Annotated in this window: 18 protein-coding genes; 7 read left to right on the top strand and 11 right to left on the bottom strand. The window is 62.5% G+C overall.

Annotated elements, in window-relative coordinates; genetic code table 11:
• Nucleotides 1-125 precede the first annotated feature (125 nt).
• Entirely contained in the window at nucleotides 126-545 is a 420-nt protein-coding gene (locus tag JHX88_RS05060) for a hypothetical protein (RefSeq protein ID WP_076525815.1), read from the top strand.
• Nucleotides 546-585: 40 nt separating this feature from the next.
• Here JHX88_RS05060 and JHX88_RS05055 read toward each other — a convergent pair whose 3' ends face one another.
• The 3 genes from JHX88_RS05055 to recA form a co-directional block, all read right to left on the bottom strand.
• Nucleotides 586-885: a DUF1330 domain-containing protein gene (locus tag JHX88_RS05055; protein WP_076525813.1), complete on the bottom strand. Its 300-nt coding sequence runs from the start codon at nucleotides 883-885 to the stop codon at nucleotides 586-588.
• Complete coding sequence (gene alaS / locus JHX88_RS05050) at nucleotides 882-3,539, bottom strand: alanine--tRNA ligase (RefSeq protein WP_076525811.1); 2,658 nt, start codon at nucleotides 3,537-3,539, stop codon at nucleotides 882-884. The genes JHX88_RS05055 and alaS overlap by 4 nt, the downstream gene beginning before the upstream one ends.
• A gap of 236 nt (nucleotides 3,540-3,775) precedes the next feature.
• Complete coding sequence (gene recA, locus JHX88_RS05045; RefSeq protein WP_076525809.1) at nucleotides 3,776-4,864, bottom strand: recombinase RecA; 1,089 nt, start codon at nucleotides 4,862-4,864, stop codon at nucleotides 3,776-3,778.
• Between the two features lie 240 nt (nucleotides 4,865-5,104).
• Here recA and JHX88_RS05040 point away from each other — a divergent pair, with 240 nt between their 5' ends.
• Nucleotides 5,105-5,692 carry a sulfotransferase family protein gene (locus JHX88_RS05040; RefSeq protein ID WP_076525807.1) on the top strand — a complete coding sequence of 196 codons (588 nt, stop codon included), beginning with the start codon at nucleotides 5,105-5,107 and terminating at the stop codon, nucleotides 5,690-5,692.
• A gap of 24 nt (nucleotides 5,693-5,716) precedes the next feature.
• Here the strand turns inward: JHX88_RS05040 and JHX88_RS05035 are convergent, their stop codons facing one another.
• The 7 genes from JHX88_RS05035 to JHX88_RS05005 all read right to left on the bottom strand — a co-directional run bounded on the left by JHX88_RS05035 (nucleotide 5,717) and on the right by JHX88_RS05005 (nucleotide 14,744).
• Nucleotides 5,717-7,834 carry an ATP-binding protein gene (locus tag JHX88_RS05035; protein ID WP_076525805.1) on the bottom strand — a complete coding sequence of 706 codons (2,118 nt, stop codon included), beginning with the start codon at nucleotides 7,832-7,834 and terminating at the stop codon, nucleotides 5,717-5,719.
• 90 nt (nucleotides 7,835-7,924) lie between these two features.
• Entirely contained in the window at nucleotides 7,925-9,067 is a 1,143-nt protein-coding gene (locus JHX88_RS05030; RefSeq protein ID WP_076525924.1) for an RsmB/NOP family class I SAM-dependent RNA methyltransferase, read from the bottom strand.
• 90 nt (nucleotides 9,068-9,157) lie between these two features.
• A complete protein-coding gene (locus JHX88_RS05025; RefSeq protein WP_076525803.1) occupies nucleotides 9,158-10,819 on the bottom strand; it encodes an FGGY-family carbohydrate kinase in 1,662 nt (553 codons plus the stop codon).
• A 28-nt stretch (nucleotides 10,820-10,847) separates the two neighbouring features.
• Nucleotides 10,848-11,576, bottom strand: a complete 729-nt coding sequence (locus JHX88_RS05020; RefSeq protein ID WP_076525922.1) for an SDR family oxidoreductase — start codon at nucleotides 11,574-11,576, stop codon at nucleotides 10,848-10,850.
• A 22-nt stretch (nucleotides 11,577-11,598) separates the two neighbouring features.
• The gene (locus tag JHX88_RS05015; RefSeq protein ID WP_076525801.1) at nucleotides 11,599-12,843 is read right to left on the bottom strand and encodes a sugar ABC transporter permease; all 1,245 of its coding nucleotides are present in this window, start codon (nucleotides 12,841-12,843) and stop codon (nucleotides 11,599-11,601) included.
• On the bottom strand, nucleotides 12,840-13,640 hold the full coding sequence (locus JHX88_RS05010) for an ATP-binding cassette domain-containing protein (RefSeq protein WP_272848192.1): 801 nt from the start codon (nucleotides 13,638-13,640) through the stop codon (nucleotides 12,840-12,842). The genes JHX88_RS05015 and JHX88_RS05010 overlap by 4 nt, the downstream gene beginning before the upstream one ends.
• A 54-nt stretch (nucleotides 13,641-13,694) precedes the next feature.
• Nucleotides 13,695-14,744: an ABC transporter substrate-binding protein gene (locus tag JHX88_RS05005; RefSeq protein WP_076525920.1), complete on the bottom strand. Its 1,050-nt coding sequence runs from the start codon at nucleotides 14,742-14,744 to the stop codon at nucleotides 13,695-13,697.
• Nucleotides 14,745-15,002: 258 nt separating this feature from the next.
• Here JHX88_RS05005 and JHX88_RS05000 point away from each other — a divergent pair, with 258 nt between their 5' ends.
• Nucleotides 15,003-16,034, top strand: coding sequence for a substrate-binding domain-containing protein (locus JHX88_RS05000; RefSeq protein ID WP_076525797.1), 1,032 nt, complete (start codon nucleotides 15,003-15,005; stop codon nucleotides 16,032-16,034).
• Here JHX88_RS05000 and JHX88_RS04995 read toward each other — a convergent pair.
• Nucleotides 15,999-17,006 (bottom strand): GlxA family transcriptional regulator, encoded by a 1,008-nt coding sequence (locus tag JHX88_RS04995; RefSeq protein ID WP_272848190.1) that lies wholly within the window; start codon nucleotides 17,004-17,006, stop codon nucleotides 15,999-16,001. The genes JHX88_RS05000 and JHX88_RS04995 overlap by 36 nt on opposite strands.
• Nucleotides 17,007-17,073: 67 nt before the next feature.
• Between JHX88_RS04995 and JHX88_RS04990 the strand changes: the two genes are divergently transcribed.
• Genes JHX88_RS04990 through JHX88_RS04975 form a run of 4 tightly spaced genes read left to right on the top strand, consistent with a single transcriptional unit; the run spans nucleotide 17,074 to nucleotide 21,974 of the window.
• On the top strand, nucleotides 17,074-17,961 hold the full coding sequence (locus JHX88_RS04990; RefSeq protein WP_076525793.1) for a beta-keto acid cleavage family enzyme: 888 nt from the start codon (nucleotides 17,074-17,076) through the stop codon (nucleotides 17,959-17,961).
• Between the two features lie 31 nt (nucleotides 17,962-17,992).
• Nucleotides 17,993-19,549, top strand: a complete 1,557-nt coding sequence (locus JHX88_RS04985; RefSeq protein WP_076525791.1) for an ABC transporter substrate-binding protein — start codon at nucleotides 17,993-17,995, stop codon at nucleotides 19,547-19,549.
• Nucleotides 19,546-21,000: a carnitine 3-dehydrogenase gene (locus JHX88_RS04980; protein WP_076525789.1), complete on the top strand. Its 1,455-nt coding sequence runs from the start codon at nucleotides 19,546-19,548 to the stop codon at nucleotides 20,998-21,000. Before JHX88_RS04985 ends, JHX88_RS04980 begins: the two co-directional genes overlap by 4 nt.
• A complete protein-coding gene (locus JHX88_RS04975; protein WP_076525787.1) occupies nucleotides 20,997-21,974 on the top strand; it encodes an ABC transporter permease in 978 nt (325 codons plus the stop codon). Before JHX88_RS04980 ends, JHX88_RS04975 begins: the two co-directional genes overlap by 4 nt.
• Nucleotides 21,975-21,976: the final 2 nt, after the last annotated feature.

Genomic DNA, 21,976 nt, shown 5'->3' with positions numbered 1-21,976 from the left:
CATTCGCTGGCCGGGTGCCGCTGCTCCTGCGCCGGTTTCCACTCATAGCGCGAAAATTCGCTTCAGGTGCTGGTCAGCGGCGCTGCACTGACATAACACAGACCCGAGCCAACCATGAGATCATTATGACCCGCTTTGAATACACCGCCATTCCCGCCCCAAGCCGCGGTGAAAAGGCGAAAGAGGCCAAGACGCCGACAGACCGCTATGCCCTCGCGGTGACAAGCGAGTTGAACCGGATGGCCGCGGATGGATGGGAATATCTCCGCGCCGACGTGCTTCCGAGCGAAGAGCGCACCGGCCTGACCGGACGCGCCACGGTTTACCACAACCTCCTGATTTTCCGGCGGGCGATTGCCACGGTCGAGGCTGTATCCGAGGCGCGGCAAGCCCCCATCGCCACCTCTCCCGTGACGGAACCCGAGAAGGAGATGTCTGCGGCTCCCTCCCCTGCGCCCGCGGACCGGCAAGACGCGCCCCAACCGGCCACGACAGAAACGCAGGACACGGCCGAGCCGATCAAAGCGTCAAACGACGAGAAATAATTCGGACAGTCCGTATCGCGCTTCCCGACAGGAAATCATCCTATTCCACAGTAGGCGGCGTTTCCTCAACAATCACAAGGTCACGCTTGGAAGCTGTCTTGGCGTGGGCCAGCGCCGCCTGGTATTCTGCACTTTCATAGCAAGCGACCGCAGCCTCGAAACTGGGAAAGCGGGCCACGACATTCCGGGGCCGGTCATTACCCTCCATCTGCCGGTAGCGCCCGCCACGGGCCAGGAACATGCCGCCATGCGCGGCAATGGCAGGACCAGCGGCCTTTGCATAGCGGCCATAGGCCTCGGCATCGGTCACATGGACATGGGCTATCCAAAGCGCGCTCATGCGGCACCTCCAATCAGTTTTTCAGCCTCGGCAAAGGCGGTATCGGCGCTCTCCAGGCTGGGCGCTCCGCCTTGCGCACGATCCGGACGACCGCCGCCGCCCTTGCCGCCAAGCGCTTCTGTCGCCGCCCGCACCAGATCGACGGCACTGATGCGCCCAGTCAGGTCGGATGTCACACCAGCCGCGACGGTGGCCTTGCCATCGGCCTCGGCCAATACCAGCACCGCACCGCTGCCAAGCTGCGCCTTCATCTCGTCGACCAGCGGGCCAAGCTCCTTGCCAGACACGCCATCGACCTTGCGACCGATGAACTTGATCCCCGCGATCTCCTTTGCCTCGGCGGCACCGCCATCGCCCATGGCGAGCTGTCGCTTCAGCTGGGCAACCTCGTTGGCCAGCGCCTTGCGTTCATCGGCCAGCGCGCGCACCCGGTTCACGACATCCGCGGCTTGCGCCTTGATGATCCCGGCAATCTCGCCCAACCGGCGGTCGGCGTCACGCAGGTGATCCATCGCAGCCTGGCCGGTCAGCGCCTCGATCCGCCGCACCCCGGCAGCAGAGGCGCTATCGGCCAGCAAAGCGAATGCACCGATATCACCGGTGCGCGCGACATGGGTGCCGCCGCAAAGCTCCAGCGAATAGGTCGCACCGTCATGCCCCTTGCCGCTGCCCTCTTGCCGGCCCATCGAGACGACGCGCACCTCGTCGCCATATTTCTCGCCGAACAATGCCTGCGCGCCCATCGCCCGGGCATCGTCCGGGGTCATGATCCGGGTCTCGACAGGGGAGTTCTGGCGAATGAAATCGTTCACTTCCGCCTCGACCTTCGACATTTCCTCGGCCGTGACTGCATGGTTATGGCTGAAATCGAAGCGCAACCGGTCGGGCGCATTCAGGCTGCCCCGCTGCGCCACATGCTCGCCCAGGGCCCGCCGCAATGCCTCGTGCAGCAAATGCGTGGCCGAGTGGTTTGCACGGATGGTTGTCCGCCGGTCGTGATCGACCGAAAGCTGGGCACCCTGTCCGCGCTGAATCGTGCCCATCGTCACTTCGGCCATATGCAGGAAGACGCCGGCGACTTTCTTGGTATCAGTCACCCGCGCCGCGCCGGTATCGGTCTTGATCAGGCCGGTGTCACCCACCTGACCGCCAGCCTCGGCATAGAAAGGTGACTGGTTCACGACGATCTGGACGCTAGCACCCTGCCCGGCCTCGTCGGTCTCGGCACCGTCGGCCACAAGCGACAGGATCTGCCCCTCGGCCTCTTCGGTGTCATAGCCCAGGAATTCCGTCGCACCGTGCTTTTCGGCAAGGTCATACCAGATCGCGGCGTCCTTGGTCTCGCCACTGCCCGCCCATGCGGCGCGTGCCTTGGCCTTCTGCTCGGCCATGGCGGAATCGAAGCCATCAGTATCAACCGCACGGCCCTTTTCGCGCAGTGCATCCTGCGTCAGGTCCAGCGGAAAGCCATAGGTGTCATACAGCTTGAACGCAGCTTCCCCGGGCAGGTTCGCTCCATCCGGCAGCTTGCCCAATTCATCGTCAAGCAAACGCAAGCCGCGATCCAGAGTCTGGCGGAAGCGTGTCTCCTCGCTGCGAAGCGTCTCCTCGATCAGAGCCTGAGCCCGGTTCAGCTCTGGATAGGCGGCACCCATCTGCTGCGCCAGAGCAGGCACCAGCCGATACATCACCGGATCCTGCGCCCCCAGCATATGCGCATGCCGCATCGCGCGCCGCATGATCCGCCGCAGCACATAGCCGCGCCCCTCGTTGGAGGGCATCACCCCGTCGGCGATCAGGAAGCTGGTCGAGCGCAGATGGTCGGCGATTACCCGGTGATGCACCTTGCCCGGCCCATCCGGCTCGCTGCTGGTGGCATGGGCACTCGCCTCGATCAGGCTGCGCATCAGGTCAGTGTCGTAATTGTCATGCTTGCCCTGCAAGAGCGCGCCGATCCGTTCCAGGCCCATGCCCGTATCTATCGACTGCATGTCCAACGCCCGCATCGAGCCATCCTCGAACTGCTCGTTCTGCATGAAGACGAGGTTCCAGATCTCGATGAAGCGGTCGCCATCCTCCTCGGCGCTGCCCGGAGGGCCGCCCCAGATATGATCGCCATGGTCAAAGAAAATCTCGGTACAGGGCCCGCAGGGGCCGGTCGGCCCCATCTGCCAGAAATTATCGCTGGTCTTGATGCGGATGATCCGGTCGTCGGACAGCCCGGCAACCTTCTTCCAGATATCGGCCGCCTCGTCATCGGTATGATAAACCGTCACCAGCAGCTTGTCCTTGGGGATCCCGAAATCTTTGGTCAAAAGCTCCCATGCATAGGGAATGGCCTGCTGTTTGAAATAATCGCCGAAGCTGAAATTCCCCAGCATTTCGAAAAAGGTGTGATGCCGCGCGGTATAGCCGACATTGTCCAGGTCGTTATGCTTGCCCCCCGCCCGAACGCATTTCTGCGATGTGGTCGCGCGGCTGTAATCGCGCGTCTCGATCCCGGTGAACAGGTTCTTGAACTGAACCATGCCCGAATTGGTGAACATCAGCGTCGGATCGTTCCGCGGCACCAGCGGGCTGCTATCAACGATCTGATGGCCGTTTCTTTCGAAATAGCTCAGGAAGGTGGATCGGATGTCGTTCAGACTGGGCATATGGGGCCTTTTTCGCAAATCATTCGCGTCATCCGGCCGTAGCCGGGCTGGCCTACGGTCTAGCCCCAGCCAATGCAGCTGTCCAGCAATCCCGGCACTCCGCCCTCTTCTTCATCCCAATATCCTGGGGAGTCCGACGCATCTCTCGCGTCGGACGGGGCAAAGCCCCCGGATCAAAAACAGCACGCGGGGGCAAGGCCCCCGCGTTCCGTTGACGTTTTCATGGCAGGAAACGATCACTCCTCGCCGAGTATCTCGTCTTCACCGCTTCCGCCGGCACCCGCACCAGCGGGCCCAAAATCCAGTCCGTGACTAGCGCGAATCTTGTCCTCGATCACATCGGCTGCAGCCGGGTTGTCGCGCAGGTATTGCTTGGCATTCTCGCGCCCCTGCCCGATCCGTTCGTCTCCATAGGAATACCAGGCCCCGGATTTCTCGACCACGCCGGCCTTCACGCCCAGGTCGATCAACTCACCGACCTTGCTGATTCCCTCGCCATACATGATGTCGAACTCGACCTGTCGGAAAGGTGGCGCGACCTTGTTCTTGACCACCTTCACCCGTGTCGTGTTGCCGGTCACTTCGTCGCGGTCCTTGACCGAGCCGGTGCGGCGAATATCCAGGCGCACCGAAGCGTAGAATTTCAACGCGTTGCCGCCCGAGGTGGTTTCCGGATTGCCGAACATCACGCCGATCTTCATCCGGATCTGGTTGATGAAGACCACCATGCAGTTCGATCGGCCGATGCTGGCGGTCAGCTTGCGCATCGCCTGGCTCATCAGACGGGCCTGCGCGCCGACCTGGTGGTCGCCCATATCGCCCTCGATCTCGGCTTTCGGGGTCAGCGCGGCGACCGAATCGATCACCACCATGCTGACCGCACCGGACCGCACCAGCGTATCCACGATTTCCAGCGCCTGCTCGCCCGTATCGGGCTGCGAGATCAGCAGCTCGTCCAGGTTCACGCCCAGCTTGCGGGCATAGAGCGGGTCGAGCGCGTGCTCGGCATCGACAAAAGCGCAAACTCCTCCCTTTTTCTGCTCTTCAGCGACCGCATGCAGGGTCAACGTGGTTTTGCCGCTGCTTTCCGGGCCGTAAATCTCGATGATCCGGCCTTTTGGCAGCCCGCCGATCCCCAGGGCAATGTCCAGCCCAAGCGAACCGGTCGAGGTCGCCTCGATCTCGGCCACCGGATTGTCGGCGCCCAGCTTCATGATCGAGCCCTTGCCGAATTGCCGCTCGATCTGCGCCAGTGCGCTGTCCAGCGCCTTTTGCTTGTCCGCGCTGCGTTTGTCGTTCATGTCCAAGATGCTCGCCGTTGCCATAATGTCCTGTCCTTATTTCATAGCCCCGCATGCGGAGCAATCTGCCCGAGCGAAACGATGTTCACTTCTTGTTCTATCCATGGATGCGCCAATATTTACCATTTTTCAAGCCCTAACTCTCGCATCCGGACGATTCGTCCACCGATCATCTCGTGAAATGCCCAAGAAAATATTTACATCCCGCCTTCGTCCCGATATCCGACCGGCGCCTCCTTCGGGAGGTCAAGGAAAGGTGTGACGATGCTGATTTTCTGGGATCAACGGTTGGTTTTTCTCGCCACTCCGAAAGCAGGTTCGACCGCGATTGCCATGGCACTGGAATCGCTCGCGACGACCTCGATACAGCGCCCGGCCTCGATGAAGCATACCGATATTGCCACGTTTCATCGCCATGTCGGCCCTTGGTTGAGAACGCAGGCAGGCGAAAGCTTCACAACGGTAGCCCTGATGCGTGAGCCGGTCGAGTGGTTGCGCAGTTGGTATCGCTTCCGTCTGCGCGACGATCTGGACGATCCGGAACACCTCATGGAAGGCGTCAGTTTTGCGCGCTTCGCCGATGAGTATACGGCAGCGGGGGGACCGCAATCCCTGGGCATCGGCAACCAGTCCAGGTTTCTTCAACGCGACGGTCACACGGTCGACCGCATCTTCCGCTATGAAAACATAGACACTTTTGTCGAGTTCCTGGAGGATCGGCTGGATTGCGCAGTCGAATTGCCTCGCGCCAACGTGCCCCCTGCCGTCGATGTCGATCTGTTACCCGAGCAGGAGCAACTGCTTCGCGGGGCGATGCAGGCCGATCTCGATCTCTACGCGGCGCTGGACTGAGGACGAAACATCCTCACCGTCCGGTCACGACCGTGCCGGTTCGGCCCGTGTCGCGGTGATCTGCTCCTGCACGGTCCGGGTAAAGTCGACCAGCGTGAAGGGCTTGGCCAGAAAGACCGAATTCGGCACCGAGTCCTGTCCCTCGGGGAACACATCCTCGGAATAGCCGGACATGAACACCACTCTCGTTCCCGGCCGGTCATCCAGGGCGGCCCGCACCCATGCCGGGTCATTCATGCCCGGCATGACGACATCGGTCACGAACACATCGACCCGCATGTCAGCGTTCTTCAACAAGTCGAACGCCGCGTCAGCCCCATCCGCCTCAAGCACTTCGTAACCTTTTAGACGCAAGGCACGCACAGCGACAGCGCGCACGGATGCCTCATCCTCGACAAGCAGCACGGTTGCCGGCCGGTCGGCGATCACCGGCATGGCCGTTGCCACGGGCGCCGTGTTTACGGGCGTTTCCGGCAACGCGCCGGTCTGCGCGGAGAAATAGACCGAGAAGCGCGTCCCCTCTCCCAATTCGCTGTCGCAAAATACATAACCTCCGGTCTGCTTGACGATGCCATAAACGGTCGAGAGCCCCAGCCCAGTGCCCTCGCCTACCGACTTGGTGGTAAAGAACGGCTCGAATATCTTGTCCAGGTGCTCGGGCGCGATTCCGCAACCATTGTCCCGGACGTTGATACAGACATATTCTCCCGCGGGTAGCGTGATCCCGTCGCGGGTCAAGGGCATTTCCAAGGACAAATTCTCGGTTTGCAGCCTGATGTCGCCGCCCTCGGGCATGGCGTCGCGGGCGTTGACAACCAGATTCATGATAACCTGTTCGAGCAGGCGGCGATCGGCCCGGATCAGCATCAATGCCGGGTCGTAGCTGATATGCAATGCGACCTGCCCCCCCACCAGACGGTTCAGCAGATGCGCCAGATCGGCCAGAACGTCCCGCAGGTCCAGCTGCTCCAGGGTCAATTTCTGCTTTCGCGAAAATGACAAGAGCTGCCCGACCAGCGCCGCCGCCCGGTTGGTATTCTGGCTGATCTGATCCAGATCGGCGTAATCCGGATCGGACTTGTCATGACGCAGCATGAGCAGGTCACAATGCCCGTTGATCGCCGTCAGCAAATTGTTGAAATCATGGGCCACTCCTCCGGCAAGCTGACCGATTGCCTGCATCTTCTGGCTTTGCGCGAACTGCGCTTCCAAAGTTTTCAACTCGCTGGCATCGGTGAGGACCGCCAGAAACCCCGGCAAGCCCCTCACGGCCGGCGATAGCGATAGCTGGAAATAGCGATCCTGACCGTCGGCCCCCCTGCCCTCCGCACAGCGAAGGCGCAGCATCTCGGTCCGCTTTTCGCCATACCCGGCAGAAACTTCGCCAAGCCAGTCGTCGATCGGCCGGCCCGGCCCGTCCAGCAGGCTGCCGAGATGGATCGCGGAGCCGGGTTCCTCTGGTAGATGGCCCTTCAGAAGTTGCCGGGCAGCGGCATTGGCGCGGCGGATATATCCATCCGCTGTCAGCTGCATCAATGCGACGGGAAGCGTCTCGAATTCGTCACGTGCATTTCCGTGACCCATTGCGATTACCATCTCCGCATGATCGGCCCGAAGATCGGCATGGCGATATGACCAGACCTGCAGCGCCGCCCCCGGCACACGTCTGACTGCCAGCGCATCGCTCCCCTCCAGCACGATCTGCGCACAGCCCTGTTCCACCGCTCGACTGCGCAATTCCTTCTGCACTCCTGCTGGATCGGCTTTCATGTGAGAGATCGGCTGACAGATACTCTGGCCCATCGCATCCCCGAACTCATCGATGGACGCGACGTTCTGCAGCAGTACCTTGCCGTCGCAACCACTTACCCAAACCGGACCCGGCGCCGCCTCGACCTCGGCACGGATCGCGGCCAGCGCCCGGCGCCGAAAGACGCTTCGCGAAAAATGCGACACCGTGATCGCACCGCCGATCCAATACCAAGAGACTGCGATCGTGGTGACCACGACAGCCGCGGCCCCGATCCCGTGGCCGGGAAGGGTCCATAGCAACAGTAACTGGACAAGCCCCGGCAGCAACAAAAGTGGCAGCAGCCAGATCGCATTGCGGGAAATGCCAAGGCGTTCATCCAGATGGGTCATGCAACTCAAACTCACGCAAACCGGATATTTCGGCATAAGGGCCGAATCGTTAAAATTCCATTAATGGAAGACGAGACCTAAACACAACTATTAGTTGTGTTTCAGGAGTGCCATGAAGAAACCGTCGCTCGCTGTCAGCGGCGTCCAGCGCTGCCGGGAGACTTGCGTGAAGCCTGCATTCCGAGCCAGAAACGCATCGATCGCGGCCTCGTTCTCTGGCTTCAGGAGAGAGCATGTCATATAGGCCAGATGCCCGCCAGGCGCGACACGACCTGCCGCTTCATCAAGGATTTCGGCTTGTGTCTCGAACAGTCGTTCCAGCATGGCTTCAGTCAATCGCCATTTCGCATCCGGCGTGCGCCGCCAGGTGCCCGAACCAGAACAGGGGACATCCGCAAGCACCAGGTCAAACACGCCCTTTGGTTGTGAAACCTGCTCGATACGCGTTCCCGCCCGCTTGGCCCGTGCCGGCAGATCGCCCATTCGGGCAGGTTCCGCATCATGGGCAAAGAGCCGCAATTGGGACTGACGACCAGCCAGCGCCAGGGCCTTGCCGCCACCTCCCGCGCAGTAATCCAGCACCCGGTCGTCTTCACGCAATGGCAGGGCCGCGCAGGCCAGTTGCGGCGACAGGTCCTGAAGCTCGACCAACCCCTCCCGATAGGCGCGGTTTCCGTTGACGCGCCGCTCTCCGCTGGTGACGCGCAGGGCACTGGGCAAGTCGCGCGAGGCTTCGGCCTCGACCCCGTCCTCGGCGAGCATGGCCATGGCCTCTGTTACCGTTCCGCGCAACGGGTTCACGCGCAGCCAGACCGGTGCGCGCGCGCCCATCGCCCTTGCGACCGCAGCGGCATCCGCCCCGAGCGAATGGCGCCACAACGGCAAGAGCCAGTCGGGCAAGTCCTCGGCCTCGCCGCCAGCTGCCGCCCGTTCTTCTTCACTCAGGGGCTCCGGGGCATAGGTGGCGCCGGTAAACACCTCGTCGGGATTCTGCCCGGCCTCGCGACAAAGCCCGATCATCAGCCCCCGGCCCGACAGCCTGCCGCCAAGCGCAGCCAGGCTGTTGCGACGCCGCAAGGCCTCGTAAACCAGATCGCGAACAGCCGCGCGATCCCCCGACCCCGCATAGCGGCTGGCCCGCGACCAGCGCAGCAGGACCTGCTCGGCCGGACGACCGTCAAGTATCTCATCGAGCAGCCCGATAGCTGCGTTGATCCGCGCTGCTGGTGTCATCTCGGCAAAGCGATCCCATGATGCCCAAAGGGCAATATTCTGTGTCACAAGCCGCCGTTCTAGCACTGCCCCATCTGTTTGCCCATCCATTCAGACGGATGGCTGCGGCATCCCAGACCAATCCTTTTGCCTGACCCTCCGCCCCGCTTCCTGCAGGCAGCGAAAGGCGCGATAGCGATCCTCATGCGCTTGACGCGCCTCTGCCGGATCGGGCCGGTATTCCCGCGATATATGCGACATCGATCCCATCGCCTGCGTCATGTCAGGGAAATGACCTGCGGCCAGAGCCCCAAGGATGGCAGAACCAAGAAGAACCGGCTGCTCGGCGGTCACGGTCAACACGGGCATATTCACCGCATCCGCCAAAAGCTGCCGCACGATGTCAAGTTCGCCTGCCCCGCCCGAAATCACGATCCGCTGGACCTTTGCCCCTGCCTGTTCCTGCGTCTCGATGATCTGGCGCAATCCGTATCCGATGCCGCTAATTCCCGCTATATAGAGAGCCACGAGGTCTCGCACATCGCGCTCCATGCCCAACCCGGCGATCATCGCACGGGCATGCGGATCGGCGAAGGGGGCGCGGTTGCCGAGAAACTCGGGCACGACATGCACCCCGTCCGCCAGGTCGATGGCCGCCGAAAGCGGCGAGGCAGACGCACTTGCCTGCCCTGCCAGCCAGACCGGCAACGACTGGCCGGCCTTGCGGGCCGCCTCTTCCGCTTCACCGACGGCGGGATGAAATGACAGGAGTTGGTCGATCGCCGCACCGGTGGCGGATTGCCCGCCCTCGTTCAGCCATAACCCCGGCACCATCGCCTGGTAATAGGGGCCCCAGACTCCGGGCACGAAAACCGGCTCGTCGGTCGAGGTCATGGTGCAGGAGGACGTGCCGAATACATAGGCAAGGTTGTCTTGCGGCCTGCCCTCGACCCCGACCGTGCCGATCCCGCCCGCATGGGCATCGATAAGACCCGCCGCGATGGGTGTTCCCGGACGAAGGCCCATTTCCGCCGCCGCTTCAGCTGTCAGCCCCTGCCCTAGCGGCGTGCCGGGGGCGACGACCTGCTGGCCGATCCGGGCAAAATCCTCATCCGCCAGTTCCGCCAGGCCGATCCGCCGGAAATAATCCGCGTCCCACCGGTTCTCATGGGCCAGATAGGTCCATTTACAGGTCACGGTGCAGGTCGATCGCGCCAGGTCACCACTTGCTCGCCATGTCAGGAAATCCGCCAGATCCATGAACTGCCGGGCCTTGCCATAGCTTTGCGGCATGTTCTCCTTGAGCCACAGGATCTTGGGCGTTTCCATCTCGGGCGAGATCACCCCGCCGACATAGCGCAGCACCGGATGGCCCGTCGCGTTGATACGTTCGGCCTGATGGACGGCGCGGTGATCCATCCAGACGATGATATTGCGCGCATCATCGCCCGAGGCGCTGACCGAGACCGGCCTGCCACCCTCGCCCAGAACGACCAGCGAGCAGGTGGCGTCAAAGCCGATCCCCGCCACACGCGCCGGATCGATCCCGGCCCTGCCCACTGCCTCGCGCGTGGAAGCACAGACTGCGGACCAGATATCGTCGCTGGATTGCTCGGCGATGTCGGCGCCTTCGCGCCACAGGGTGATATCGCGCTTGGCCGAGCCAAGCATCTGGCCCGTCGCGTCGAAGATGCCCGCACGCGCACTGCCGGAACCGACATCGACGCCAAGAAACAGCGCATCCACCGCACCCTTGGATTGGTCTTGAGACATGGAAACCACCTTTGTGGAAAATCAACCGCTACAGATCGACGCTGTTCGGCAAGATGACGAGGTCGCGGATGACGACATTTCGCGGACGGCTCAGCATGAACAGCACAGCCTCGGCCACTTCCTTGGGCTGCATCAGTGAACCATTGGCCAGCGCCTCTTCCATCTTGGCCTTGGGCCAGTCATCCAGAAGCGCGGTCACGACCGGACCGGGCAGCACCGCGCCCATGCGGATACCATGCTGCGAAACCTGCCGCCGCGTCGTATGCAAAAACGCCTGCACCGCGAATTTCGAGGCCGTGTAGATCGGCTCCCACACCACCGGAACCACGCCCGCCACCGACGAGGTGAAAATGATATCGCCGGTTTTGCGTTCGATCATGCCGGGCAGGACAGCGCGGACACAGCGGAAAGCCGCGTTGATGTTCAGGTTCAGCATCCGGTCCCAGTCATCGGGATTGCCCTCGGCCGCCGCCCCGCCGATATAGGCGCCCGCATTGGCATGCAGGATGTCCAGCGGCCCGGCGATCTCTTCGATCCGCCCCGCCATCCCGTCTACCTGCGCGCCGTCCAGCAGGTCGATGACCAGCGGTTTCGCTTTCGGCCCAAGCTCTGCGCACAGCTTTTCCAGCCTGTCCCCGGCTCGGTCGATCAGCACGACCGTCGCCCCTTCCGCCAGCAGCATTCTCGCGCATTCCAGCCCGATCCCCGAGGCCGCGCCGGTGATCGCCGCGACCTTGCCTGTCATCAGTTCAGCCATCATTTCTCTCCTGTTTCTCGGGTCACGCACGGCCATGACTTGCGCGGGATTGACGGGCCAGCGAGTCGACGATGACCGCGATGGCCAGAACGGCGCCGGTGATCATGTAGCGCAGCGACGAGCTGAGATTGAGCAGCGTCAGCCCGTTCGAAATCGCCTGGATGACCAGCACCCCCAACAGCGCCGACCAGGCCGATCCGCGTCCGCCGAACAATGAGGTCCCCCCGATCACCGCCGCAGCGATGGCGTTCAGGTTCACGTCTCCGGTTCCCGCCTGCTGGCTGGACGAGGCCAGCCGCGCCGCCGACAGCACCCCGCCAAGAGCGGCAAGTGTCGAACACAGCATGAAGGCCGACAAGCGGATGCGGTTGACATTGATGCCCGCGCGGCGGGCGGCCTCGGTATTGCCGCCAACGGCAAACATGGAGCGGCCCCATTTCGTGCGGGTCAGCGCATAGTTCATGATAACAACCAGCAGAACGAACAGCCCGAACATGTAAGGCACACCGCGGCCCGTGTTCAGATAGAAGACCGCGATCAGAAGCGCGGCGGTCAGCAGGCCCGCCTTGGCCAACAGCACGCTCAACCCCGGATTGGACAGGTTGGCCTCGGCCCGGCGGCGCATGGCGCGCAGCCCCAAGACGACGCTGATCACCCCCGGCAAGATCGCCAGCAGATAGCTGAGCCAGGCCGGCATGATCATGATCTGGCCAAAGCGGACCAGGGCCGAGTTGTAGTTGAGATTGATCGAGCCGGTGGAGCCAAGCAGGTAAAGCTGCATCCCCAGCAGCGCCAGCAGCCCGGCCAGCGTCGAAACGAAACTGGGCATCCCGAACCGGTTCAGGAAGCTGGCATAGACCAGCCCGGTCACGGCCCCTGCGGCCAGTGCCGCAAGGATCGCCAGCGGAACCGGCAGCCCCATATTGACCCACAGCACCCCCATCAATGCCGAGGCGAGCCCGCTCATCGAACCGATCGACAGATCGATCTGCCCCAACAGCAGGACACAGACGACACCAAGCGAGATGCAACCGACGGCCGCGGCATCGAACAGCAGGTTCACGAGGTTGTTCGGTGCCAGGAAGACCGGGTTCAACGAGGTGAACACGGTGGCGATCAGCACGAGACCGACGGCAACGGGCAGCATCCCCAGATCGCCCGAACGAATGCGATCGGCGAAGGCGCGGATCGCACCAATGATGCCTTCATCATGGCGGACCCGGCTGTCGGACCGGTCCAGCGCGGCAGGGATTTTTTCTTCGGTCATGATGATTGATCCACTTCCTCAAGTTTGCGAGCCCGGCGGCGCGAGACCGAGTTCTCGGACGCGCCGGTAATTGCGGCGACCAGTTCCTCGTTCGAGGTATCGGCATCGAAAACGCCGTTATTGCGGCCCAATCGCAGTACGACCACTCGGTCGGCCACGGCACGCACATCCTCCATGTTATGCGAGATCAGCACGACACCATGCCCCCGCTCACGCACCCGCTCGATCAGGTTCAGCACCTCGGCGGTCTGCGCGACCCCAAGCGCGGCGGTCGGCTCGTCCAGCATGATGATCTTGGGCTCCAGCAGCAGCGAGCGTGCAATGGCGACCGTCTGGCGCTGCCCGCCCGAAAGCGAGGCGATGGGTTCGCGGACCGAGGGGATGCGTGCCGCCAGCTCCTGCAGCAGCGTCCAGGCACGCACCTCCATCTGCACCTCGTCCAGCACCCAGGGCGACAATTCATGTCCAAGAAACAGGTTGGCGACCACGTCCAGATTCTCGCAGAGTGCAAGATCCTGAAAGACGGTCGCGATGCCCATATCCAGGGCGGTGCCGGGGTTATCCAAAGTCACCGGCTTGCCCATGAACTCGATGCTCCCCGCCGTGGGTCGATGAACCCCGGCCAGCGTCTTGACCAGCGTGGATTTTCCCGCGCCGTTATCTCCGACCAACGCCACGACCTCACCGGCGTGAATGTCCAGATCGATATCGGTTAGCGCCGAGACCGCCCCGAACTGCTTGGACACGCCGCGCAGCCTGAGAAGCGGTTCACCTTTGGTGGATTGGCTTGAGACCATGCGGTGTTCCTCCATGATGGCGGCGCGCACCTGAACGCGCGCCGTGACATTCGGTTACTGAAGGATGCCCAATTCCCGGCAGCCCTCGGCATAATCGCCGGTGCAGACTTCTTCCGGTGTCTGGATACCCTTGTCGAAAATCTCGGACTTGATGTTCTCGCGCGTGACGACAGCGGGAACGAACAGCTCGGACGGCGTGTCATAGAGTGTCGTCTTGGCCTCGGGAGTCTCGCCTTTCAGGAAGGTGGCAGTCACTTCGGCGGCAGCACGCGCCACGATCTCGGAAGGTTTCGAGATCGTGTTGTACTGATCCCCGGAGATGATCAACTGCAATGCTGCGATGGTCGCATCATTGCCGGTAACCGGCGGGAGCGGATCGGCCCCGGCCGCCTTCAGCGCCGCGATCGCGCCGCCCGCCGTTCCGTCATTCGCAGCGACGATACCGATGATCTCGTCGCCGAAACGGCTGATCTGCCCTGCCGCCCATTCCTGCGCCTTGGAGGGCGCCCAATCCGGCGTGTCGTATTCGGCCAATGTCTCGTATTCGGACCCATCCAGTGCCACATCGATCCCGTCGCGGATCAACCCCGCCGCCGCATCGGTGGGCGAGCCGTTGATCTGCAACACTCCTGCCCCTTCGGGCACGCCCTCGGCCTTCAGATGATCGACCAGGGACTGCGCTATGGCCTCACCGATCCCCTTGTTGTCGAAGGAGACATAGTAATCGGCGGGCACATCCGGGATCGGACGGTCATATGCAATGACCTTCACATCCTGGCTATGGGCGATCTGCACCAGGCCGGCGGCAGCTGCGGAATCCACCGGATCCAGCACGATGATCTTCGCACCCTGCGCAATGACCGAATTGATCTGTTGCTGCTGCAAGGACGCGTCCGCATTGGCGTTCTGATAGACGATCTCGCAATCCGGGCACAGTTCTTCCATGGCTGCCTTGAAGCCCGGAAAATCATGCTCCTCGTAGCGGGTCGATGCCTGATCCGGCATCAGGAAGGCCACGGTGGCCGCATCCTGAGCGGACGCCGCCGCGGCAAAAAAGCCGGTTGCCACGACCGAAGCGGTCGCGATCGAATGTCTGATTTTCATCTCGTATTTCCTCCACTTATCCCGAACACCCGGCAGGATCGTCGGGCGGGATCCAGACAGCGCCGGGCCCTGCCGCAACGCGATCAGGATACGGATGGCCAATGGCATCATCTCGCCTCCCTCCCGCCACCTCCTCCAGGTAGCGCCACCGATTGAGCATGTGTGCTCAATCGATGTAGCATGATTGCAGATCCGACCCGATCCTGTCAAGATAAGCTATCCGGCAGGTCTTGGGCCGCCATCTCAGATCGGGGAAACATGGCCGAGAGTGACGGAAATTCCGCAAAGCGACCAACGATATACGACCTGGCAGAGATTGCGGGCACCAGCCCAAGCGCAGTGAGTTCGATCCTCAACGGGACGTGGAAAAAGCGGCGAATCAGCGAGAAGCTGGCCAAGCGCGTGTCGCGGATCGCGGCCGAGCAAGGCTATGCGGTCAACCTGCAGGCCAGCCTGTTGCGGCGCGAGAGATCCCGCATCATTGGCATGATCGTTCCGAAATACGACAACCGTTATTTCGGCGCCATTGCCGAACAGTTCGAAATCATGGCCCGCGCCCGGGGACTGTTTCCGGTCATAACCTGCACCCAACGCGATCCCGAACTGGAATTCGAAGCCGCTCGCGAGCTGATCTCCTACCAGGCTGAATGCCTCATTGTCACCGGCGCCACCGATGCCGACCGGATCGGCGAATTCTGCGCGGCAGCCGGCGTGCGTGCCATCAACCTGGACCTTCCGGGCCGTAACGCGCCGTCGATCGTTTCGGACAATTTCACGGGGGCACGTGACCTGGCGTCGTTGATCCTGTCCCGAATGAAGCGCGATTTCGGCGAAATCACCCCCCTCTGGTTCATCGGCGGGCGCAGCCAGGATCACAACACGGCCGAAAGATTGCGTGGTTTCAAGGCGGCGCATCGGCAGATCGGGTTGCCCGTCCCATCGGATCAGATCATCATGCCCGGATATTCGCCGCACAAAGCCATCGCCGCGATGACGACGAAAACGCTTGCCGACCGCTCCGGCCTGTTCGTGAATTCAACGATAACGCTGGAAGGTGTCATCCATTGGCTGAACGAACAGCGACCTGGTCCCGATGACATACGCTTGGGCTGTTTCGATTGGGATCCCTTCGCCGCCCTTCTTCCCCAGAATGTGGGCATGACGGAGCAGAACGTTTCGGCGATGCTGGAAACCACGTTCGAACTGGTCGAAACGCCGCCCGCAGAAAATGTCAGGATCGAGGTTCCTTGCATCCTACGCGAGATCGGCGGTCCCGCGACTGCCCGGTGAACCGCCGGTTCTGGTCTTGCGCACGGTCTCGCCGAAATGGTGCCGATAGGCACGCGCCAGGGTCGAGGGCGACGAAAACCCGGTCCGTGATGCGATCTCGCCCAGGGTAAGGTCCGTTTCGAGGGCAAGTGCACGGGCATGGGACAGCCGGATCTGGCGGTAATACCCACCCGCCGACATATCGAGACTGTCCCGGAACAGCCGGTCCATGCTGCGTGCGGACAAGGCTGCCCGTTCGGCGATGCGGGCCAGCGGCAAGGGCTGCTCGGCCGTTTCGCGCATGGCCAGGATCGCGCGCTGCATCGGTTGCGGCAAGGCGCGGTCGGTCATCCTGCCGACGAAAGGGGTATCGTCGGTGCCGCTTGCCCGTTCCTCTTCCCGACCGAACATGTTCGCGACATCGAAGCGCAACGCATCGCCCGCATGTTCTCCGATGAGATCGAGCGACCAGCTCAGGACGCTCTGCGCACCGCCGCAGGTCATGATTCCCCGATCCGTGACATAGGGGTCGGCCCCGACCAAAATCTCGGGGAAAGCTTCGGACAGCGCCTCGCGCTCCATCCAGTGGATCGAGGCGCGCCGCCCGGCCAAAAGCCCCATGCGCGCCAGCAGCCACGCCCCGGTATCCAGCCCGCCGACAATCGGCAGTCCCCGCGCCTTGCGCAGGACCAGTGCATCCGCCTCGCGGTTCAGATGATCGCGCATGCCATAGCCCGACACCAGTATCAGCGCATCCGTCGCCCCCACCCGTGCCAAGGGCTGATCCACGGCAACGGCGATCCGGGACGAACTGGTGACGGCATCCCCGGTCAACGAACTCAACTGCCATGAAAACAACCGTTGTCCCGAAAGGTCGCGGGCGGCGCGCAGCGGCTCGATAGCACTGGCCAGCACCATGTTCGAAAACCCGTCGAACAGAAGAAATGTCAGATGGAATGGTGATTTTGGCGGCATATGCAAAGAATACGTCAATATATGCACATCATGCCAGAGGATAAACTGCCAGTCTTGCTGCACCCATGAAATTCCGGAGAATTCGATGAATCGTGATGTTTTCATCACCTGCGCGGTGACAGGTTCTGGCCAGAGCCAAACGAAATCCGACCTGATCCCGATCACCCCCGCCCAGATCGCGGATGCCTGTATCGAGGCCGCAAAGGCCGGGGCAGCCATCGCCCATATCCATGTGCGTGACCCCGAGACCGGCGCGCCATCGCGCGATCCGGCCCTTTATCGCGAGGTTGTCGAGCGGGTGCGCGAAGCCGATACGGATGTTGTGCTGAACCTGACCGCCGGAATGGGGGGCGACATCGTGCTGGGCTCGGCCGAAGCACCTCTGCCCCTGTCGGCGGACTCGGACCTGATCGGGGCCACCGAACGGCTGGTCCATGTCGAAGAGCTTCTGCCCGAGATCTGCACGCTCGACTGCGGCACGATGAACTTTGCCGAGGCCGATTACGTCATGACCAACACACCCGGCACGCTGCGGGCCATGGCGGCGTGGATTCGCGATGCCGGTGTCCGGCCCGAGGTCGAGGTATTCGACACCGGTCACCTTTGGCTGGCAAAGACGCTGGTCGATGAAGGGCTGATCGAGGATCCGGTGATGATCCAACTTTGCATGGGCATTCCTTTCGGCGCACCTGCCGATCCGAATAGCCTGATGGCAATGGTCAACAATATCCCCAAAGACTGGACCTATTCGATGTTCTCCATTGGGCGGATGCAATTGCCCTATGTCGCGCAGGCGGCGCTTGCGGGCGGGAATGTCCGCGTGGGGCTCGAGGACAATATCTGGCTCGACAAGGGCGTTCCGGCACGCAACGGCGACCTGGTCGAGCGGGCGGCAACGATCCTGAACGCGATGGGCTGCCGGATTCTGGGACCGGATGAGGTTCGCGAGAAGCTGAAACTGACCAAACGCTGATTCAACAAAACCAACAAGACAGGGACACGACATGCAGTTCTCACATTCCAACCTGAGCCGGCGCAAGCTGCTTGCCAGCGCAGCCGGACTGACCGCCGCCGGGCTGATCCTGCCCCACGGGGCGAGGGCACAGGAACCCAAGCGCGGCGGCACGCTGCGCATCGGCCATTCCGGCGGGGCGACATCCGACTCGATCGATCCGGCGACCTTCGCGGCCGGGCCGGTAGTGACCGCGATGCTGGCCGTCTGCAACAACCTGGTCGAGATCGACGCCGCCGGGACCGCACAGCCCGAACTCGCCGAAAGCTTCGAGCCGGATGCCGAAGCACGGGTCTGGACCTTCCGCCTGCGCGAGGGCGCGAGTTTCTCGGACAGTCGCAAGGTGACCGCGGATGACGTGATCGCCTCGTTCAACCATCATCGCGGCGAGGATACCAAGTCCGGCGCCAAGGGATCGCTTGAACAGGTCAAGGATATCCGCGCCGATGGCGACAATACCGTCGTGTTCGAGCTGGATTCTCCGAACGCGGATTTTGCGTATCTGACCTCGGACTATCATTTCATCATCATGCCCACCAAGGAGGATGGCAGCCTGGATTGGCAATCCGGTCTCGGCACCGGCGGCTACGTGCTGGAGGATATGGAGCCGGGTGTCCGCATTACGCTGAAACGCCGCGACGATTACTGGAAAGCCGACCGCGCCTGGTTCGACGAAGCGGTCCTGCTGACCATCAACGATCCGACCGCGCGGCAGAATGCGTTGATGACGGGTGAGGTCGATGTGATCAACTCTCCCGATCTGTCGACCCTGCATCTGCTCGAACGCCGCCCCGGCCTGAACCTGGTGGAGGTGACGGGAACGGCCCATTACACCATGCCGATGTTCTGCGACGTGGCGCCGTTCAAGGATGCGAATATCCGCCGGGCGCTGAAATATTCGATCAACCGGCAGGAGGTGCTGGACAAGGTGCTTCGCGGCCATGGCAAGATCGCCAATGACAGCCCGATCGCGCCCGCGAACCGCTATTACGCCGAGGATCTGCCGCAGCACAGCTATGATCCCGACAAGGCCCGGCATTATCTCAAGCAGGCCGGGATGGATGATCTGAAAATCGAGATCTCGGCGGCCGAAGCGGCTTCGGTCGGGGCGCTGGACATGGTGCAACTGTTCAGCGAGGCGGCCAAGCCCGCCGGGATCGACCTGACCGTCAAGCGCGAACCCGATGATGGCTATTGGTCGAATGTCTGGCTGAAGAAACCCTTCTGCGTCAGCTACTGGAACGGCCGCCCGACCGAGGACGACATGTTCAGCCTTGTCTATGCCAAGGGTGCCGAATGGAACGAGAGCCACTGGGAGAACGAGCGCTTCAACGAATTACTGCTGGAGGCCCGAGGCGAGCTGGACGAAAGCCTGCGCGCCGAAATGTATCGCGAGATGCAGGAACTGGTCAGCGAGGATGGCGGCACCATCATCCCGATCTATGTCAATTACATCGATGTGGCCAATGACAAGGTCGCGCATGGAGAAGTGGCCAGCAACCGCTTCTTCGATGGCTGGAAGATCGTCGAAAGGTGGTGGCAGGCATGAAGATCGCAGCGATTGGCGGCGGTGTCATCGGCGGAGGATGGATCGCCCGATTCATCCTCAGCGGCCATGACGTGACCGTTCATGATCCCCATCCCGAGGCAGGGCGCATCATCGGCGAGGTGCTGGAGAATGCCGGCCGGGCCTGGCAAAATCTGTTCCAGGCGCCACTGCCCGAGCCGGGCAAGATCATCTGGGCCAAGGATATCGCCGAGGCGGTCTCGGGCGCGGATTTCATCCAGGAAAGCGTGCCCGAACGTCTGGACCTGAAACATCGCATCTTCGCCGAGATCGAGGCCGCCGCGCCTGAGCGGGCGATCATCGGCTCGTCGACCTCGGGCTTCAAGCCGTCCGAGCTGCGCGAAGGGGCAAAACATCCCGAGCGCATCCTTGTCGCGCATCCCTTCAACCCGGTCTACCTGCTGCCGGTCGTCGAGATCGTCGGTGGGGGCGAGGCGGCAGAGCGTGCCTGCACCCTGCTGGCCTCGGTCGGGATGAAGCCGGTGCAGATCGCGCGTGAGATCGACGCCCATATCGGTGACCGCCTGCTCGAGGCGGTCTGGCGCGAGGCGTTGTGGCTGGTCAAGGATGGCATCGCCACGACCGAGGAAATCGACGACATCATCCGCCACGGCTTTGGCCTGCGATGGGCGCAGATGGGACTGTTCGAGACCTATCGCATCGCCGGGGGCGAGGCGGGCATGCGCCATTTCCTGGGCCAGTTCGGACCGGCCCTGAAATGGCCATGGACCAAGCTGATGGATGTCCCGGATCTGGACGACGCATTGATCGACCGCATCGCCAGCCAGTCCGACGCGCAATCCGGCGCCCATTCCATCCGCGAGTTGGAACGCATCCGCGACGATAATCTGGTCGGGATGTTCCAGGCGCTCAAGGCGAATGACTGGGGTGCGGGCCGGTCCATCCGCGAGATGGAGGATCGGTTCTATGCACGCGAGGTCAAGCAACCGGAATCCTATCCTCTGCGGCTGCATCAGGCGCGGGTGCATGGTGGTTGGGTGGATTACAACGGCCATATGACCGAGTTCCGCTATCTGCAGGTTCTGGGCGATGCGACCGACGCGTTCCTGATCCATATCGGGCTGGATGCGGATTACCGTGCCGGCGGCTGTTCGGCCTATACGGTCGAAACCCATATCCGCCATCTGGCCGAGGTGAAGGCCGGGGAATTGCTGTCCGTCGAAACCCGCCTGCTTGGCCATGACGAAAAGCGCTTCCGCCTGCATCACGACATCCTGCGCGCGGATGGCAGCGTCGTGGCGACAGGCGAGCATATGCTCTTGCATGTGGATGGCGATGCAGGACGCAGCACGGCCATGCCGGAGACGCTGCTGGCCGGATTACGGCGGATCGCGGAACTGGACGATGCGCCACATCCCGATCACGCGGGAGCGGGAATCCGGCAGGTCCACCACAAAGAGGCCGCCTCATGAGTGCCTCCGAACGTCACGGGCGACCCATCCTGCGGATGATCGGGACACGGTTGGGGATTGGATTTTTCACCCTGTTCGTGATCTCCGTGTTGATCTTCCTGGCGGTCAGCCTTTTGCCGGGCGACATCGCCCAGCAAATCCTCGGCCAGACTGCGACCGAGGAAACCGTCGCCGCGTTCCGCAGGGAACTGGGCCTGGATCAATCCCTGCCGCTCAGATATCTCGACTGGATCGGGGGCGTGCTGCAAGGCGATTTCGGTCAGTCGCTGGCCAATGAGCGGCCGGTCTCGGATCTGCTGTCGTCCAGGCTGGGCAATACCATGTTCCTGGCGGCTTATGCGGCGGTGATCGCCGTGCCGTTATCCGTCGGCCTGGGCCTGCTGGCGGCACTATGGCGCGGCAGCTGGTTCGACCGTATCGCCAATGTCCTGACACTGTCGGCGATCTCGTTCCCGGAATTCTTCATCGCCTATATCCTGATGTTCCTGCTGTCGGTCCATATGGGCTGGTTTCCTTCCATCGCCGATCCGGGCTCGAGCTCGGGTATCATCGGCATGCTGGGCGGCGCCTTCCTGCCCGCTATCACGCTGGTCCTGGTCGTGACCGCCCATATGATGCGGATGACACGGGCTGCCGTGGTGAATGTGCTGGGCGCGCCCTATGTCACCATGGCCAGACTGAAAGGCGTCTCGCGCTGGCGGGCGGTGACCCGGCATGCGCTTCCCAACGCGCTGGCCCCTATCGTGAACGTGGTCGCGCTGAACATCGCGTGGCTGATCACCGGCGTGGTCATCGTCGAGGTCGTGTTCGTCTATCCGGGCCTCGGCCAGCTGATGGTCGATAGCGTGACCAACCGCGACATCCCGGTGGTTCAAGCCTGCGCGCTGATCTTTGCCACTGTCTATATCCTGCTGAACCTGCTGGCCGATGTCGTGGCAATCGCGACGAACCCGCGCCTGCTGCATCCGAGGTGACG

This window comes from Paracoccus saliphilus (assembly GCF_028553805.1).
GTDB lineage: Bacteria > Pseudomonadota > Alphaproteobacteria > Rhodobacterales > Rhodobacteraceae > Paracoccus > Paracoccus saliphilus.
This window is presented reverse-complemented; position numbering and strand designations above follow the sequence as displayed.

Excerpts from the sequence above, each read along its gene's own strand:
- JHX88_RS05060 (WP_076525815.1), top strand. The coding sequence starts at position 126 with ATGACCCGCTTTGAATACACCGCCATTCCCGCCCCAAGCCGCGGTGAA.
- JHX88_RS05055 (WP_076525813.1), bottom strand. The coding sequence starts at position 885 with ATGAGCGCGCTTTGGATAGCCCATGTCCATGTGACCGATGCCGAGGCC.
- alaS (WP_076525811.1), bottom strand. The coding sequence starts at position 3,539 with ATGCCCAGTCTGAACGACATCCGATCCACCTTCCTGAGCTATTTCGAA.
- recA (WP_076525809.1), bottom strand. The coding sequence starts at position 4,864 with ATGGCAACGGCGAGCATCTTGGACATGAACGACAAACGCAGCGCGGAC.
- JHX88_RS05040 (WP_076525807.1), top strand. The coding sequence starts at position 5,105 with ATGCTGATTTTCTGGGATCAACGGTTGGTTTTTCTCGCCACTCCGAAA.
- JHX88_RS05035 (WP_076525805.1), bottom strand. The coding sequence starts at position 7,834 with ATGACCCATCTGGATGAACGCCTTGGCATTTCCCGCAATGCGATCTGG.
- JHX88_RS05030 (WP_076525924.1), bottom strand. The coding sequence starts at position 9,067 with ATGACACCAGCAGCGCGGATCAACGCAGCTATCGGGCTGCTCGATGAG.
- JHX88_RS05025 (WP_076525803.1), bottom strand. The coding sequence starts at position 10,819 with ATGTCTCAAGACCAATCCAAGGGTGCGGTGGATGCGCTGTTTCTTGGC.
- JHX88_RS05020 (WP_076525922.1), bottom strand. The coding sequence starts at position 11,576 with ATGGCTGAACTGATGACAGGCAAGGTCGCGGCGATCACCGGCGCGGCC.
- JHX88_RS05015 (WP_076525801.1), bottom strand. The coding sequence starts at position 12,843 with ATGACCGAAGAAAAAATCCCTGCCGCGCTGGACCGGTCCGACAGCCGG.
- JHX88_RS05010 (WP_272848192.1), bottom strand. The coding sequence starts at position 13,640 with ATGGTCTCAAGCCAATCCACCAAAGGTGAACCGCTTCTCAGGCTGCGC.
- JHX88_RS05005 (WP_076525920.1), bottom strand. The coding sequence starts at position 14,744 with ATGAAAATCAGACATTCGATCGCGACCGCTTCGGTCGTGGCAACCGGC.
- JHX88_RS05000 (WP_076525797.1), top strand. The coding sequence starts at position 15,003 with ATGGCCGAGAGTGACGGAAATTCCGCAAAGCGACCAACGATATACGAC.
- JHX88_RS04990 (WP_076525793.1), top strand. The coding sequence starts at position 17,074 with ATGAATCGTGATGTTTTCATCACCTGCGCGGTGACAGGTTCTGGCCAG.
- JHX88_RS04985 (WP_076525791.1), top strand. The coding sequence starts at position 17,993 with ATGCAGTTCTCACATTCCAACCTGAGCCGGCGCAAGCTGCTTGCCAGC.
- JHX88_RS04980 (WP_076525789.1), top strand. The coding sequence starts at position 19,546 with ATGAAGATCGCAGCGATTGGCGGCGGTGTCATCGGCGGAGGATGGATC.
- JHX88_RS04975 (WP_076525787.1), top strand. The coding sequence starts at position 20,997 with ATGAGTGCCTCCGAACGTCACGGGCGACCCATCCTGCGGATGATCGGG.